This window comes from Acinetobacter haemolyticus (assembly GCF_003323815.1).
Taxonomy (GTDB): domain Bacteria; phylum Pseudomonadota; class Gammaproteobacteria; order Pseudomonadales; family Moraxellaceae; genus Acinetobacter; species Acinetobacter haemolyticus.
On sequence record NZ_CP030880.1, the window covers coordinates 1,178,882 to 1,194,682 of the forward strand.

Sequence of the window (15,801 nt, forward strand, 5' to 3'; positions counted from 1 at the left end):
ATCTCGCCGACATTAGAAGCATGATTTTCAGCGTCCAATCGATGCCAATCCCTTAAAGGAAAATATCATGACATATCAATCAGCTTTAGAGCACGTTCGTGCCGTTAAAGAAAAATTAGGTGGCACATGGGGTGCGATTCGCCCAGAAGATGCTGCTCGTATGATGGTTCAAAACCGTTTCCACACTGGTTTAGACATCGCTAAATATACAGCTGCTATCATGCGTAAAGATATGGCTGAATATGACGCTGATAATAGCAAATATACTCAATCATTAGGTTGCTGGCACGGTTTTATCGCGCAACAAAAAATGATTGCAAACAAAAAATACTTCGGTACTACAAGCAAGCGTTATATCTACCTTTCTGGTTGGATGGTTGCTGCTCTTCGTTCAGAATTTGGTCCACTTCCTGACCAATCTATGCACGAAAAAACTTCTGTACCTAAATTGATCGCAGAAATCTATACATTCTTACGTCAAGCTGATGCGAAAGAATTAAACGATTTATTCCGTGCTTTACAAAAAGCTGAAGCTGCTGGTGATTCTGCTAAAGCTGCTGAAATCATTTCTCAAATCGACAACTTCGAATCTCACGTTGTGCCAATCATCGCTGATATCGATGCTGGTTTCGGTAACGAAGAAGCAACTTATTTGTTAACTAAACAAATGATCGAAGCGGGTGCATGTGCAATCCAAATCGAAAACCAAGTTTCTGACGCTAAACAATGTGGTCACCAAGCTGGTAAAGTAACTGTACCACACGAAGACTTCTTAGCTAAAATCAATGCTGTACGTTATGCATTCCTTGAGCTTGGCGTTGACGAAGGTGTTATCGTTGCACGTACTGACTCTGAAGGCGCTGACTTAACTCAAAAGATCCCTGTATCTAAAGAGAAAGGTGATTTGGCTTCTCAATACATCAGCTACTTAGACACTAAAGAAATTGATATTTCTGAAGCTGCTGACGATGAAATCCTGATCAAGCGTGATGGCAAATTACACCGTCCAACTCGTTTAGCTTCTGGTTTATACCAGTTCCGCGAAGGCACTCAGCACGACCGCGTTGTACTTGACTGTGTAACTAGCTTACAAAACGGCGCTGACATGATCTGGATCGAAACTCCAACTCCAGACGTTGCTGGTATTGCTGGTTTCGTAAACGACATCAAAAAACAAGTTCCAAATGCGAAACTTGTATATAACAACTCTCCATCGTTCAACTGGACGTTAAACTTCCGTCAACAAGCTTACGATCGTTGGGTTGCTGAAGGTAAAGATGTTTCTGGTTACGACCGTGCTAAATTAATGAGCGCTGAGTATGATGCTTCTGAATTGGCTGCTGATGCTGATGAGAAGATCCGTACTTTCCAAGCTGATGCTGCACGTGAAGCAGGTGTATTCCACCACTTGATCACTCTTCCTACTTACCACACAGCTGCTCTTTCTACTCATGAGCTTGCTAAAGGTTACTTCGGTGAAGAAGGTATGTTGGCTTATGTTGCTGGCGTACAACGTAAAGAAATCCGCGGTGGTATCGCATGTGTTAAACACCAAGCAATGGCTGGTTCTGACATCGGTGATGATCATAAAGAAATCTTTGCTGGTGAAAATGCACTTAAAGCTGGTGACGCTAGCAAAAACACAATGAACCAATTCGGTGGCTAATCGCTTCTGATTGATTCAAAAAAACCCTGCATAAGCAGGGTTTTTTTATTGAGTATTCAGAAAATTTAATTTATTAAAAATTTACTACTCAGCTTCTTTCTTTAATTGATATTTATCTGCTAACTCACCAGTAATTTCATTACCTTCTAAATCTAGGGCTTTTAAATAACCTTCAGCAACGAAATATTTACGTCCATCACCTGATTGATCAAGCTCAATAATTGATGTGTTAGCGCTATTGAAGGTGAAGCTACCTTTGCTTTCAAATGGTTTACCATCACCTTTACCTAGATAAGTTTCTTTTAATTCGTAAGTTTTATCTGAATTTAGCTCAAGTTCTGTTTCTATTCCTTCACAGTCAGCGCAAGGTAATACACCCTTGTAGGTGCCATTCCAATCTAAAGAGTTTTCTGCTGTATGTGCGTTATCTGCTGCAATTGCTTCGCTGGCAGCAGTGGTTGGCATCTGCTCCTCGTTCTTTGTGTTGTCGTTTTTACTACATGCAACTAAAAAAACAGAAGCGAGAGATAGAGCTATAATTGATTTTTTCATTTTAAATTGAACCTTATAACGAGAAATGCTCGTGTCTTAACTTATGGGATTTTAAAATGAAAGGGTAGTTGGAGAATGTAAGTTTATTTAACCTTTGGTAAACATGGAGTATTTTAATTTTTGATCGCTACTATTAAATTCGCTAAACAGATCTAAGATCAATATTATGATTTTATATTTATCTACAATAAAAAAGCCCTAATCAAAAGATTAGGGCTTTTTGAATTTTGGAGCGGGAAACGAGACTCGAACTCGCGACCCCAACCTTGGCAAGGTTATGCTCTACCAACTGAGCTATTCCCGCAATAGGACGCATTATAGAGAGTTTCGTTCAACTGTCAACTCTCTGTAATGCTAAGTGTTGAATTAATCAGCACGTCGCCAGATTGTTCCCTGACGTGTATCTTCTAGAACCACACCTTGATCCAATAAAGATTGACGAATGCCATCGGCTTTTGCAAAATCTTTGGCTTTTTTTGCATCTACACGTTGTTGGATCAAGTCCTCAATATCCGTATCAGAAAGCGCAAGAGCATCTTGACCAATATCAGATTTAAGGAATTCATCTACATTGTGTTGAACTAAACCTAGAATATTTGTGAGCTGGCGTAAAGTTGAGTAGAGAACCGTTGCTTGTTCTGCTTGTTCTTCTTTCACTGCACGATTTAATTCTTTATTCAGCTCAAAAAGAACAGCCATCGCTTCAGCAGTATTGAAATCATCACACATTGCATCATTAAAGCGTTCAACAAAACTTTGCTCTAAAGCATCAACAGTTTTTTGACTATACACTTGTTGATAGGCTTTGAATGAATGATAGAAACGGCTCAACGCAGTTTTAGCTTCTTTTAAAGCAACATCAGAAAAATTGACTGGACTACGATAATGTGATGAGACAATAAAGTAACGAATCACTTCAGGATGGAATTTTTCCATCACATCTCGAATCGTAAAGAAATTGCCTAAAGACTTAGACATTTTCTCACCATCGACATTGATGAATCCAACATGCATCCAATAATTTACATATTGTTCGCCAGTAGTTGCTTCGCTTTGCGCAATTTCATTTTCATGATGAGGGAACATGAGATCTGAGCCGCCACCATGAATATCAAAATGATTGCCTAAGCAGCAGGTTGACATTGCAGAGCATTCAATATGCCAACCTGGACGACCTTTACCCCAAGGTGATGCCCAAGCAGGTTCATTTTCCTTCGCATGTTTCCAAAGCACAAAGTCAAAGGGATGTTTCTTTTCAACTTCAACATCGATACGTTCTGAAGCACCTGCTTGCATATCATCGAGTTTACGACCTGAAAGTCGACCATATTTTTCAAATTTACTTACTTCAAAATAGACATCGCCATTGCTTGCAGGGTAGGCAGCACCTTTATTTACTAAAGTGCTAATCATATTTTGCATTTGATCGATGTACTCGGTTGCTTTTGGTGCCTCATCAGGTGCAACGCAGCCTAAGTTCGCTGCATCTTCATTCATTGCATCAATGAAACGTGCGGTGAGTTGTTGAATACTTTCACCATTTTCGTTTGCACGAGCAATGATTTTGTCGTCAATATCGGTGATATTGCGAATATAGCGTACTTTCCAGCCTTGGCTACGTAAGAAACGGATAATGTAGTCAAATGCAACCATAACGCGAGCATGTCCAATGTGACAGTAATCGTATACGGTCATACCACAGACATAGATATCGATTTGACCTTCATTACGTGGGACAAATTCAACTTTTTTACGTTGCTCAGAGTTATATAAAACAAAAGGTTGCATAAGGGTTTTCAAACACTCTACAAAATTAGCGTTACATCATAACGTATGCATCATTTTTCATAAAGTTGTCTAGAGAAAAAAGATTAATTCGATGGATAGGGGAGATTGATCATTTATGATTATTCATTTTTGGAAAAGATGTCTCTCCATCTTCCTTGAAAACTTATACATTTGGAAACGTGTATAACTTACAGTTGTGCTAGAATCTCCACAATTCTTTCGATTAAAATCATCCATCATCAAGTGGATAGAGTATTACTTTGAGTCAGACTCGCATGTCACAAGCTATAAATTTTCAGAAAAGTGCATTGGAAACTTTGCGTATTGAACAACAAGCAATCGAAGTGCTTGCAACTCAGGTAGATGAACGTTTTGATCGTGCATGTGAAATTCTATTGCAATGTTCAGGACGTGTCGTTGTTACTGGTATGGGAAAATCAGGCCATATCGGACGTAAAATGGCAGCGACATTCGCATCTACGGGGACCCCCTCATTTTTCATGCATCCTGGCGAGGCTGGTCATGGTGATCTTGGTATGTTGGTTCGTGGTGATGTGCTGATTGCGATTTCAAACTCTGGTAAGAGTGATGAAATTATGATGCTCATGCCATTGATCAAACATTTGGAAGTACCTTTAATTACGATTAGTCGTGATGATAAAGGTCCGATGCCACAGAATGCAGATGTCGCTTTAACCTTGGGTTTGGCAGATGAAGCCTGTCCTTTAGGTTTGGCACCGACGTCTAGTACTACTGCTACACTGGTTTTGGGTGATGCTTTAGCGGTTGCATTATTAGAAGCACGTGGCTTTACCGCTGATGATTTTGCACGTTCACATCCTGCTGGAGCTTTGGGTAAACGATTGTTGTTACATGTGAAGCATTTGATGCATACGGGCTCTGAATTACCGAAAGTAAAGCCTGATACACCGATGAATAAAGTGTTATACGAAATTTCTGATAAACGTTTGGGTTTGACGACGATCGTAGATGAACAAGATACTTTGTTAGGCATTTTTACCGATGGTGACTTGCGTCGTATGATTGATCGACAACAAGGGTTTGATGTAACTGCTGTGGTCGCTGATGTGATGACAGCGAATCCACTTACGATTTCTCAAGAGGCTCGTGCGGTTGAAGCTTTAGAAAAAATGCATGAGAAGAAAATTAACCAATTCGTTGTTGTTGATGATGCTAAAAAAGTGATTGGTGTTATTAGTATGCACGACCTTATTGAAGCTGGAGTAAATTAAGCCATGGCATCGTATGCTTTACAAGAACAAGCACGTCATTTACAAGCCTTAGTGCTGGATGTGGATGGGATTTTAAGCGATGGCTTTGTGACATTGACCAATTCAGGCGATGAAATTAAATCATTCGATATTCGTGATGGTTTAGGTATGAAATTGGTTCAAAAAGCGGGTATGAAAGTTATCATCATTACTGGTCGTAAGAGTAACATTGTTGAAAAACGGATGTCAGACTTAGGTGTTGACTTAGTCTTTCAAGGTCGTGAGGACAAAGGTGTTGCATTGCGAGAAGCATGTGCACAATTCAATATTCTCCCGGAAGATTGTCTATATATGGGAGATGATTGGCCAGATTTGTCTGCATTTTCAATCTCTGGTATGTGTGTGACAGTGCCGAATGGTCACGAAGAAGTTCGTCGCCGTGCACATCTTGTCACACAGGCGATGGGTGGTCGTGGAGCAGTTCGAGAAGTATGTGATATGTTATTGACGGCAAAAGGTGTTTACCAAGAACTGCTTGAAAAATATCTTGCTGTGCCACATTAATACAAGTATAGAGTCGATATGCTCAAGGTTAGGTAACCCTGTTTATGGATACCAAAGTTTTATACGTTATCGCTATAGCCGTTGCGAGTGTCAGCGGCGGTTTTTATTACTTTAGCGGTAAAGCAAAAAAGTTAGATGTCGATGCTGCTAAGAATATGACTTATTCAGCACATGGTGTTCATTTAACTCAAACAGATGAGCAAGGGAACTTGTATGTCCGTGCTGAAATTAAGCAATTACAGCAAGATATGCAGCAAAAAACCTCTCAGATTGATCAACTGAGCGCAGTTATGTACAAGCAAGGGAAAGCGGATGCGACTTTTTCGGCTCGACAGGCGAATGGCTATGATGATAACCATAAAATTATATTGACAGGAGATGTGGTTGTTACCAATTTGTCTGATCAAGGTAACATGGAATTTCGTACCGATGAAATTACAGGTTATCCAAAAACTAGAGAGTTAGAAACACAACATCAAGTGATTATCCAATCGCCATCGTCAGAGTTTATCAGCCAAGGTTTAAAGGCCAATTTGAATGATGGGCAATATGAGTTTTTTAAAGTTCGAGGAAAGTATGCGCCAAACTCTTAATTTTAATAATCGCTTTACTTCCTTAAAGCAATTCACATGTATGGCTGTCATCGCTTTATCTTCTGCTACAAGCTTTGCTTTGCCTTCAGATCGTAATCAACAATTGACGCTGGTTGCAGATCGTGCAACTTATAATGATAAAACAGGTGTTACGACATATACTGGTAATGTTGTGATTGAACAAGGTACGATGAAACTACAAGCTGATTCAATCGTAGCCACTTTAAATAGTAAAAGAGAAATCCAAACCATCACTGCCAAAGGTCAACTGGCTAAATTTCAACAACAAATTGATGCAAATCGTGGTTTGGCACGTGGTGAGGCTCAACAGATTGTTTACAATGCTGACACAGGTATTCTGACTTTAACAGGGCGTGCATATCTGTATCAGGATGGCTCAAGCATTCGTGGTGAAAGTCTAAAATATAGTATGAATAAAGGTGATGTGGAAGCTCAAGGGTCTTCATCAAATCGAGTGCAAATTATCATTCCACCATCTAGTTCAAAAAGTTTTCCAGGGGCGCGTGATTAATGGAACAATCGCTGCAACAACCACAAACCTTATGTATTAAGCATTTAGCCAAAAACTATAGTAAACGTTGGGTGGTAAAAGATGTGTCTTTTACCATGCAAAGTGGACAAATTGTGGGGTTATTAGGTCCGAATGGGGCAGGTAAAACGACGAGCTTCTATATGGTTGTCGGTTTAGTTCGAATGGATAAAGGCGAAATTCATTTAGATGATTTGGATTTATCTGATCTCGCAATGCATGAGCGTGCTCGTAAAGGTATTGGGTATTTACCACAGGAAGCTTCAATTTTTAGAAAGCTAACCATTGCCGAAAATATTATGGCAATTTTGGAAACACGGAAAGATTTAAACAAGCAGCAACGCCAGCAACGTTTGAATGAGTTGTTAGGTGATTTTAAAATCAGTCATATCAAAGACTCATTAGGTATGAGTGTGTCTGGTGGTGAACGTCGTCGTGCTGAAATTGCGCGAGCATTGGCTGCTGATCCGAAATTTATGTTATTGGATGAACCCTTTGCAGGGGTAGATCCAATTTCTGTGGGTGATATTAAAGAAATTATTCAAACACTGAAAAATCGTGGAATCGGTGTGTTAATTACGGATCACAATGTTCGTGAGACTCTGGCAATCTGTGAGAAAGCTTATATTGTAAGTGAAGGCTCAGTGATCGCAGAAGGAACACCACAAGAAATTTTAGACAATGAGCAGGTTCGTAAGGTTTACCTTGGCGATGATTTCGTAGTTTAAAATGATTCATATCAGCGTTAGAAGAACCCAGAATGGGTTCTTTTTTTTGCATCTGACTTCAATAAAGTGTGACCTAATTTACAAAAAATAAACATTTATAACTGGCTGAATTTGCATCTAAAACGTGGTGTTTTGCACAAGAATAAGAGTAGAATGGTTTTGCTTTAGGCGATAATTACATGATAAGAATATGAGCATTAATAAAGATATAGATGAGGGAACACGTAAAGCATGTATGGATTTTAAGTGGCTATTTTGTGTAGCGACTTTATCATCTGTGCCCGTTACGCAGGCCTCAACACCAAGTGAGCAATACCATTCTTTAAAGAACAACGTATCTCAATTGTTCTCACCCAAGAGTAGTGATGAGTTTAAAACAGCTAATATGCAAAAGTTGAGTAACTTTTCGGTTAACTCAACTGTAACTGAATTACCCGTTGTTGGATCGGGACGTCCAATGGATACATCGGCGCCTGCAGTTGTATGGCAAAATCAGAATAAAACTTTAAAGGATGCAATACAGCTTGCGGTTCAACGCAATCCCGAAATTTCTCAAACCTTAGCAACACTAGCTGCTCAAAATGCCAACATTGACGTCGCAAAAGCAGGTTATTACCCTCAGATATCAGGTGGGGTAAATACTGGAGATCTGACACGAAAAGGTGAGCGGGGGCGGCAAATATTAGCTTTGAATGCAACTCAAATGCTTTATGACTTTGGAAAGGTGAAATCTGGTGTATCCACTGAGGAAGCCAAACTTCTGCTGGAACAAGCCAATGTGTTGGTTAAAGTGGATGATATTTCATTAGATGTAGCACAAACTATTATTAATATTCAACGTCAACAAAGGCTGATTAGGATTGCAAATCAGCAAATCGCTGGAATCAAACGTATTCAGGAAATGGCAAACTTACGAGCCAATGCAGGCATTAGTAGTCAAGCCGATCCTGTGCAAGCACAATCCTATGTGCAATCGGCCCAGTCTGCTTTAATTGCTCAGCAGTCAATATTAAGTCAATTGCAACAGCGGCTCTATACTTTATTAGGTTTTGATGCGCGAAGTGTGCAATGGGCCATTCCGCAGGATTTTGTTCAACAATCAGATTTATATGTAGAGCCTGAATTTAATACCATTCCGCAAATGATTGCAGCGTATGCGGGGATTGAAGTTGCGAAAAATCAAAAAAGACAGACGCAGGTGAGTAATTATCCTACTTTGTCAGTAAAGGGTGAGGTCAGCCAAGCATTGCATGGTCGAAATCCGAATAATGACAAACGAGGTGGTTTTGATAGTGCAATTATGTTGGAGGCAAGTAGTCAGTTTTATCAAGGCGGTGCTACCACTTCACGCTTGCGAGCTGCGAGTTTTGCAGAAGAAGCAGCCAAAGCACAGGTAAATGCGGTATATTTAAGAGTATTGGATCAGATCAGAACCAGTCGAGAACAAATCGAGAGTAAGCAGCGTCAATTGCAGGTATTAGCGGGTCAACAAGCTACAACTGTACGGACCAAAGAGCTTTATCAAGAACAATATAAACTGGGAACTCGTACACTTGTCGATTTATTAAATGCTGAGCAAGCTATTCATAGTGCAAATTCAGAAGTAGAAATAGCGCGTTATGATATTTATAGCAGCATTGCCCAATATATTGCCGCCACAGGGCGTTCTCGCCAAGCCTATGACCTGAATAATATAAAAATTCAAGGTTTTGAGGTGCAGCCATGATAACAAAAGTAGATTACCAACCTTGGTTACAGGCGATATTAACCATTGCGAAGCATTACCGTATCGAACCATCTGAAGAACGTGTTCGATTACAATTAGATTGGAATCAAAATCAAAATCTTGATGAGGTTCTGACTTTGATTGGTCGCCAAGTCGGTTTAAGTATACGACGAGTGAAATTTAGCAATGATGTTATTAACCCTTGGCGTTTGCCTGTGCTTGTTGAACTGGCTGATGGGCAAGTTGGCGTCATTGATAAAGCAGATGGTACTGGGCATGTCAGCATTCAACTGAGTGGTGATCAGGGATTAGCTCAAAAGTTTGCTGTAGGTGCTTTAAAACATATTGTTAAAAATGTATTTATTCTACGACCAGAAAAGTCAGTCCCAGATGCCCGTATTGATGAATATATTAAGCCTTACCAACCGAGCTGGTTTTGGTCGATTGTTTTAAGTGATTGGAAGCGCTATATCGATATTATGTTTGCATCTATGATTGCAAACGTATTGGCTCTGGCAACGATTGTATTTTCGATGCAGGTTTATGATCGTGTCGTTCCTTCGCAGTCGATACCTACCCTGTGGGTACTGGCTGGTGGTGTATTGATTGCAGCGATTTTTGAGTTCGTACTTCGTATTTCAAGAGTATATATCTCTGACATTATTGGAAAACGTGCAGATCTAAGGATATCAGACCGTGTCTTTGGTCATGCACTTCGAATTAAAAATAGTGAACGTTCGAAGTCAACGGGTACTTTTATCTCTCAAATTCGAGAGCTCGAAGGTGTCAGAGAGTTGGTGACCTCTACCACTTTAGGGGCGATAGCAGATCTTCCATTCTTCTTCTTATTCTTATTTATCTTTGCAATCATTGGTGGAAACTTATTCTGGGTAATGTTAGCGATTGTACCTTTAATGATTTTACCTGGAATTTTAGTACAGAAAAAATTGGCTAAACTTGCACAAGAAGGTATGCGTGAATCTTCAATTCGCAACGCAATTTTGGTTGAGGCTGTACAGGGAATTGAAGATATTAAACTGTTACGTGCTGAATCTCGTTTCCAAAACCAATGGAATCATATGAATGAAGTTTCTGCAGATATTAGTATGCAGCAACGTAAAATTGTAGGGGTTCTTACCGCATGGACACAAAAGCTACAAGGGCTTACTTATGCGATTGTAGTTCTCGTCGGATGTTTTGCGGTAATGGAAGGTGAAATGACCACGGGTGCATTGGTCGCATGTTCTATTTTGTCATCACGTATGTTAGCACCTATTTCTCAAATCACAGGTATATTAGGGCGTTTGCAGCAAGCCAAAGTTGCCAAACAAAGTTTGGATGAGTTGATGCAGCGTCCTGTAGATCAAGCTGACCATGCACATCTTGTGCATAAAGAAGTATTACACGGTGATTATGAGCTTAAAAATATAGTCTTCCAATATGGCGAGGATGATCCTCGACCAAGTTTGATGATTCCACATTTAAAAATTCGTGCAGGGGAGCGTATTGCAATTTTAGGGCGTAATGGCGCTGGTAAATCGACTTTACTGCAAATCCTTTCTGCAATGCAGACGCCAAACTCTGGTTCAGTACATCTAGATGAGTTAGATATTAGCTTGATTGATCCTGCGGATGTGCGTCGTGATATGGGCTTATTAAATCAAAATGCGCATTTGTTCTATGGAACGATCCGTGAAAACTTAACGCTAGGTGCTCCATTAGCACGTGATGAAGACATTTTAAAGGCCTTGAAAGTTACAGGTGCATTAAGCTTTGTGCATGAAAAGAAAGAAGGTTTGGACCACTTGGTGTTAGAAGGTGGGGTTGGTTTCTCTGGGGGACAACGACAAGCATTATTATTAGCGCGTTTACTCATTCGTCAGCCAAATATTTTATTGTTAGATGAGCCAACGGCTGCAATTGATGATGTTGCAGAAAAACAATTGATTGATCATTTAAGGGGTTGGCTGGGTTATCGTACTTTAATTGTTGCAACACATCGACGTGCGGTACTGGAGTTAGTTGACCGTATTATCGTCATGAATGATGGAAAAATCGTCATGGATGGGCCAGCAGATAAAGTATTACAACAATCAGCTGCAAAACAAAAAACAGTTTAAAGAGGAAAATTCATGAGTGATCAAGAACAAACAAGCAGCCGTCCCATGAATGTGACTTATAAGGAGCCAAAATTGCCGAGTTCATCCATCATTGTATGGTTGATTGGAATTGGTTTAGTGGTACTGCTCGTTTGGGCATGGGTATTTAGTTTAGAAGAAGTTTCAACAGGTACAGGTAAAGTTATTCCATCTTCAAAAGAGCAGATTATTCAGTCACTTGAAGGCGGGATTTTAACTAAGCTAGATGTTAAGGAAGGGGACATTGTTGAAAGTGGGCAAATCTTAGCGCAGTTAGATCCGACTCGTTTTGCTTCAAATGTTGGTGAATCACAGTCTTTGCTTATGTCAGCTATGGCCACGGCAGCACGTTTACGTGCAGAAGTGAATGGTACTGCACTGACTTTCCCAGAAGAGGTACTAAAAGAGCCGAAATTGGTGAAAGAGGAGACAGCACTTTATTATTCACGTCGTGCTAACTTAGAAGAATCTATTGCTGGTAATCAGCAAGCACTGAGATTAGTTCAACAAGAATTGGCGATGACAGAACCACTGGTGGCGAAAGGTGCGGCAAGTGAAGTTGAAGTACTTCGTTTAAGACGTGAAGCCAATGACTTACAAAATCGAATTAATGACATCCGCAACCAATATTATGTAAAGGCACGTGAAGAACTTTCTAAAGCCAATACGGATATTCAAACACAACAACAAGTTGTTAAAGGTCGAACCGATAGCTTGCAGCGTGCAGTTTTTAGAGCGCCAGTTCGTGGTATTGTGAAAGAAATTGATGTCACTACTTTAGGTGGCGTTGTACCACAAAATGGTAAGCTTATGACCATCGTTCCTTTAGAGGATAAATTGTTGATTGAAGCTCGTATTTCTCCTAGAGATATTGCTTTTATTCGTCCTAATCAAGAAGCTTTGGTTAAAATCACAGCCTATGATTATGCGATTTATGGTGGTCTAGAAGGTAAAGTGACAGTGATCTCACCAGATACGATACGTGATGAAGTAAAGCAAGACCAATTCTACTATCGTGTTTATATTCGCACCGATTCTGATCGTTTGTATAATAAATCTGGTAAAGAATTTAGTATCACACCAGGTATGGTTGCCACTGTTGATATTCGTACTGGACAAAAAACGGTATTGGATTATCTATTGAAACCGTTTAATAAAGCCAAAGAAGCTTTACGCGAACGTTAATCTCTATTCTTCTCTCTAAACCTCGCTTAGGCGAGGTTTTTTATTTATGCTAGAAATCGTTATAATCAGTTTTTAAGTTTGTATTTTAGTTTTATGCCTTTCACCATTGCCACTTCGGTAACTTTTGAAGAAGAAATTAAAAAAAGTCGTTTTCAAGCGATTGCTGCAATTGTTGAAAATGAACAACAAGTTAAAAACTTTTTGGAAGAAAATAAGGATCTATCTACGACGCATCAATGCTGGGCGTGGAAGATTGGGCACAATGTCCGATTCAATGATGATGGTGAACCCTCTGGTACCGCAGGACGACCGATTCTTGCCACCATTGAAGGAAATGATTTAACCAATGTAATTGTATTGGTCAACCGCTGGTATGGTGGTGTTAAACTCGGTACAGGAGGTTTGGTCCGTGCTTATGGCGGTTGTGCTGGTCAATGCTTGATGCTGGCTGAGAAAATTGAGCTGATTCAGAAAAAGCAGATTCAATTTGCTTGTTGGTTTAATGAGTGGGCAATCCTTCAATATGATTTAGTACAACACCAGATCGAATATGTTGAAAGTTATAATGAAACAGGTGTTTTGGTTGAAGCACGTTTGCAGGTTCACCAGATAGATGCTTTAAATAACAAACTTCAGGATATTACGCGTGGACGTGAACAATTAAAAATAATAGAGGAGCAAAACGATGCATGATCCTTTATTAAAATATCGTGAGCAGCATAAGCAGCGCTTAAATTATATGCCTTGGTTGTATTGGTCATTGAAACCAAAGCATCGTGAATGGGCGGAGGTATGGCAAGCCGAATATCAGGCTTATTTGATGGAGATGGAAACAGTTGAAATTGGGAAGAACTGTTTTATTTCTCCTTTAGCACATATTTTTGCTGAACCTGGTAGAAAAATCAGTATCGGCGATAATACTTTTATTGCAGCAGATTGTACTTTACATGGTCCTTTAGAGATTGGTAATGAAGTGGCGATCAATCACCACTGTATCTTGGATGGTGGACGTGCCGGAATTAAATTACATGATCAGGTTAGGATCGCGGCTTATAGTCATTTATACGCATTTGATCATGGTATGGAAATGGATCGAGCCATATATCAGCAACCAGTTACGTCGAAGGGAATTGAAGTCGGGCGAGATGTATGGTTAGGCGCCCATGTTGGAATTAAAGATGGCGTGAAAATAGGTCATCATGCGGTCGTTGGAATGAATAGCATGGTCACTAAAGACGTTGGCGATTTCGCGATTGTCGCAGGGAATCCAGCAAAATTAATTCGCTATCGGACTGAATAAAAAGCATTAAAAATCTTGTGAGATTCGATACATAAATTTAACCCATCATGCTTTTTTCTGTGTTAAGTTAAAAATAAGTAAAAGACCTAAGGTGCTAAACCTAAAGAGAGGCGAACATGAAGCGCGTAATTGCATGTATTGATTCTTCACCCTGCATTGATGCTGTTGCTGAAGCTGCGGTATGGGTTGCGAAGCAAACGCAAAGAGAATTAGTACTGTTGCAAATCTTGGATTATTATCCTGCAAGCTATCATTTAGGTGAAATCAGTGGTGTTATTGGTTTTGAGAGCAACGCAATGCTGCTCAAAGAACTGGCTGAATTAGAACAGAAGCAAAGCGAATTAGCGCTGGATTATAGTAATAATTTACTGAATCATATTTCTGATTTGATTGAGAAACAGTATGGTCTAACCAGCAGTAAGATTCAGGAAAAAGGGGATTTTCTTGAGCAAAGTTTTAACTTATTGAACGAAAATGACGTTGTGATTATTGGACGTGTTGGGGAACGTGCGGCCGAGAAGAATAAGCCGATCGGAAGTAATGTTGAAAATTTCATTCGAGGCGCAAATTGTACTGTGATCACGGTGGGTGAGCATTTTGAGCCACCAAGACGTTTTATATTTGCTTATGAATATTCCCCAACTTGCCAAAAAATGTTGCAACGCATTGCGCAGAGTGATTTATTAAAAAAATTGCAATGTCATTTGCTCTATGTGGGTGATCATCCAGAAATGTTGGCTGAGCCTGAGAAGTATTTAACTGATGCGGGTTTAGAAGTTATGTCAATCTATCGTTATGGTGATGTGGCACAAAATATTCTGGAATATCAAAGAGAACATAACATACAGTTAATCGTATTAGGGGCGTTTAGTCATAGTAAAATCCACCAGTTCTTCTTGGGTAGTATTACCACAACGATTTTCCGTAATGCTAATGTGCCCTTACTTGTCGCTAAGTGATTCATTTTACTCCATATAGTTATCCGCAAATACTGTGGATAACTATATGGAAAAGCACTGGGGATAAAGATAATTTATTGATATTTAAAAATTAAATTGAATAGGTTGTTTTTTAATCTCTATTTTACGATAGCAATAGCAAAGCCATCATGTCCCTTAGAACCAACAGTTTGTAATGCTGTACATGATAAAAGCTTTGGGTGATTTTTAAGTGCAGCAAAGGTTTCACGAATGCCTTCAATACTTGGCTTTTTGTTATTATCATCCAAGATATCACCTGCACGAATCACATTATCGAGAACAAGTATCGTACCTGAATGAGCTAACTGTAAGCTAAGTTCTAAATATTCAGGATAGCTTTGTTTATCTGCATCGATAAAAATGAGGTCAAAAGGTTCACTATTCTCAGTAATGAGTTGATTCATCACATCAGCGCCGCGCCCTTTTTTTAGCTCTATATTGGTAGGCATCTTGGCAAAATCGATATTTTCTTGCGCAATAATTACATGAGTGTCTCGACCTTCAACTGTCAACAAATAACCATCTTCAGGCAAAGCTTTCGCTAACCAAATCGTACTATATGCCGCAAAAGTTCCAAGTTCCAATACCCGTTTACACTGATTCATTTGAATCAACATTTGTAAAAACATACCTTGATTAGGTGCAACAGCCAAATGATTAGAGAATCCTTGTGTATCTGTATTATCTAATGCGTGTTGAAGTTTTGGATCTGTGGGAATTAAATGCGAATTGATATAGTCATCAATGTCAGTCCACAACTGTTGCATAATCAATGTTACCTTTGAATCTGTTAACTGCA

15 protein-coding genes and 1 tRNA gene are annotated in these 15,801 nt (G+C 39.5%); 12 read left to right on the forward strand and 4 right to left on the reverse strand.

The features are described from left to right. Window positions 1-64: 64 nt before the first annotated feature. On the forward strand, window positions 65-1,666 hold the full coding sequence (locus DS737_RS05295) for an isocitrate lyase (RefSeq protein ID WP_026057263.1): 1,602 nt from the start codon (window positions 65-67) through the stop codon (window positions 1,664-1,666). An 84-nt stretch (window positions 1,667-1,750) separates the two neighbouring features. Here DS737_RS05295 and DS737_RS05300 read toward each other — a convergent pair whose 3' ends face one another. The 3 genes from DS737_RS05300 to cysS form a co-directional block, all read right to left on the reverse strand. After that, entirely contained in the window at window positions 1,751-2,218 is a 468-nt protein-coding gene (locus DS737_RS05300; RefSeq protein ID WP_004639952.1) for a copper resistance protein NlpE, read from the reverse strand. A 228-nt stretch (window positions 2,219-2,446) separates the two neighbouring features. Then, window positions 2,447-2,522: transfer RNA gene (locus DS737_RS05305), tRNA-Gly, on the reverse strand. Window positions 2,523-2,584: 62 nt separating this feature from the next. After that, window positions 2,585-4,006: a cysteine--tRNA ligase gene (cysS, locus tag DS737_RS05310; RefSeq protein ID WP_113996966.1), complete on the reverse strand. Its 1,422-nt coding sequence runs from the start codon at window positions 4,004-4,006 to the stop codon at window positions 2,585-2,587. Window positions 4,007-4,281: 275 nt separating this feature from the next. Between cysS and DS737_RS05315 the strand changes: the two genes are divergently transcribed. The 11 genes from DS737_RS05315 to DS737_RS05365 all read left to right on the forward strand — a co-directional run bounded on the left by DS737_RS05315 (window position 4,282) and on the right by DS737_RS05365 (window position 14,981). Beyond that, window positions 4,282-5,259, forward strand: coding sequence for a KpsF/GutQ family sugar-phosphate isomerase (locus DS737_RS05315; RefSeq protein WP_113996967.1), 978 nt, complete (start codon window positions 4,282-4,284; stop codon window positions 5,257-5,259). 3 nt (window positions 5,260-5,262) lie between these two features. Further along, window positions 5,263-5,802 (forward strand): KdsC family phosphatase, encoded by a 540-nt coding sequence (locus tag DS737_RS05320; RefSeq protein ID WP_004639946.1) that lies wholly within the window; start codon window positions 5,263-5,265, stop codon window positions 5,800-5,802. A 44-nt stretch (window positions 5,803-5,846) separates the two neighbouring features. After that, window positions 5,847-6,395: an LPS export ABC transporter periplasmic protein LptC gene (gene lptC / locus DS737_RS05325; protein ID WP_113996968.1), complete on the forward strand. Its 549-nt coding sequence runs from the start codon at window positions 5,847-5,849 to the stop codon at window positions 6,393-6,395. After that, the gene (gene lptA / locus DS737_RS05330; RefSeq protein ID WP_005084650.1) at window positions 6,379-6,927 is read left to right on the forward strand and encodes a lipopolysaccharide transport periplasmic protein LptA; all 549 of its coding nucleotides are present in this window, start codon (window positions 6,379-6,381) and stop codon (window positions 6,925-6,927) included. The genes lptC and lptA overlap by 17 nt, the downstream gene beginning before the upstream one ends. Next, a complete protein-coding gene (gene lptB, locus DS737_RS05335) occupies window positions 6,927-7,673 on the forward strand; it encodes an LPS export ABC transporter ATP-binding protein (RefSeq protein WP_005089712.1) in 747 nt (248 codons plus the stop codon). The genes lptA and lptB overlap by 1 nt, the downstream gene beginning before the upstream one ends. Before the next feature lie 235 nt (window positions 7,674-7,908). Further along, window positions 7,909-9,399: a TolC family protein gene (locus DS737_RS05340; RefSeq protein ID WP_286364013.1), complete on the forward strand. Its 1,491-nt coding sequence runs from the start codon at window positions 7,909-7,911 to the stop codon at window positions 9,397-9,399. Continuing rightward, window positions 9,396-11,519 (forward strand): type I secretion system permease/ATPase, encoded by a 2,124-nt coding sequence (locus DS737_RS05345; RefSeq protein WP_113996969.1) that lies wholly within the window; start codon window positions 9,396-9,398, stop codon window positions 11,517-11,519. Before DS737_RS05340 ends, DS737_RS05345 begins: the two co-directional genes overlap by 4 nt. Before the next feature lie 12 nt (window positions 11,520-11,531). Next, complete coding sequence (locus tag DS737_RS05350) at window positions 11,532-12,722, forward strand: HlyD family type I secretion periplasmic adaptor subunit (protein ID WP_004639933.1); 1,191 nt, start codon at window positions 11,532-11,534, stop codon at window positions 12,720-12,722. A gap of 93 nt (window positions 12,723-12,815) precedes the next feature. Further along, window positions 12,816-13,415, forward strand: a complete 600-nt coding sequence (locus DS737_RS05355) for an IMPACT family protein (protein ID WP_113996970.1) — start codon at window positions 12,816-12,818, stop codon at window positions 13,413-13,415. Next, window positions 13,408-14,022 carry an acyltransferase gene (locus tag DS737_RS05360; RefSeq protein ID WP_004639929.1) on the forward strand — a complete coding sequence of 205 codons (615 nt, stop codon included), beginning with the start codon at window positions 13,408-13,410 and terminating at the stop codon, window positions 14,020-14,022. Before DS737_RS05355 ends, DS737_RS05360 begins: the two co-directional genes overlap by 8 nt. 116 nt (window positions 14,023-14,138) lie before the next feature. Continuing rightward, a complete protein-coding gene (locus DS737_RS05365) occupies window positions 14,139-14,981 on the forward strand; it encodes a universal stress protein (RefSeq protein WP_004639928.1) in 843 nt (280 codons plus the stop codon). Window positions 14,982-15,100: 119 nt separating this feature from the next. Here DS737_RS05365 and DS737_RS05370 read toward each other — a convergent pair whose 3' ends face one another. Beyond that, window positions 15,101-15,769, reverse strand: a complete 669-nt coding sequence (locus DS737_RS05370) for an O-methyltransferase (protein WP_113997960.1) — start codon at window positions 15,767-15,769, stop codon at window positions 15,101-15,103. Between the last annotated feature and the right edge of the window lie 32 nt (window positions 15,770-15,801).

What these genes read in the sequence shown, in the direction of transcription:
- DS737_RS05300 (WP_004639952.1), bottom strand. Translation starts at nt 2,218, where the DNA reads ATGAAAAAATCAATTATAGCTCTATCTCTCGCTTCTGTTTTTTTAGTT.
- cysS (WP_113996966.1), bottom strand. Translation starts at nt 4,006, where the DNA reads ATGCAACCTTTTGTTTTATATAACTCTGAGCAACGTAAAAAAGTTGAA.
- DS737_RS05315 (WP_113996967.1), top strand. Translation starts at nt 4,282, where the DNA reads ATGTCACAAGCTATAAATTTTCAGAAAAGTGCATTGGAAACTTTGCGT.
- DS737_RS05320 (WP_004639946.1), top strand. Translation starts at nt 5,263, where the DNA reads ATGGCATCGTATGCTTTACAAGAACAAGCACGTCATTTACAAGCCTTA.
- lptC (WP_113996968.1), top strand. Translation starts at nt 5,847, where the DNA reads ATGGATACCAAAGTTTTATACGTTATCGCTATAGCCGTTGCGAGTGTC.
- lptA (WP_005084650.1), top strand. Translation starts at nt 6,379, where the DNA reads ATGCGCCAAACTCTTAATTTTAATAATCGCTTTACTTCCTTAAAGCAA.
- lptB (WP_005089712.1), top strand. Translation starts at nt 6,927, where the DNA reads ATGGAACAATCGCTGCAACAACCACAAACCTTATGTATTAAGCATTTA.
- DS737_RS05340 (WP_286364013.1), top strand. Translation starts at nt 7,909, where the DNA reads ATGGATTTTAAGTGGCTATTTTGTGTAGCGACTTTATCATCTGTGCCC.
- DS737_RS05345 (WP_113996969.1), top strand. Translation starts at nt 9,396, where the DNA reads ATGATAACAAAAGTAGATTACCAACCTTGGTTACAGGCGATATTAACC.
- DS737_RS05350 (WP_004639933.1), top strand. Translation starts at nt 11,532, where the DNA reads ATGAGTGATCAAGAACAAACAAGCAGCCGTCCCATGAATGTGACTTAT.
- DS737_RS05355 (WP_113996970.1), top strand. Translation starts at nt 12,816, where the DNA reads ATGCCTTTCACCATTGCCACTTCGGTAACTTTTGAAGAAGAAATTAAA.
- DS737_RS05360 (WP_004639929.1), top strand. Translation starts at nt 13,408, where the DNA reads ATGCATGATCCTTTATTAAAATATCGTGAGCAGCATAAGCAGCGCTTA.
- DS737_RS05365 (WP_004639928.1), top strand. Translation starts at nt 14,139, where the DNA reads ATGAAGCGCGTAATTGCATGTATTGATTCTTCACCCTGCATTGATGCT.
- DS737_RS05370 (WP_113997960.1), bottom strand. Translation starts at nt 15,769, where the DNA reads ATGCAACAGTTGTGGACTGACATTGATGACTATATCAATTCGCATTTA.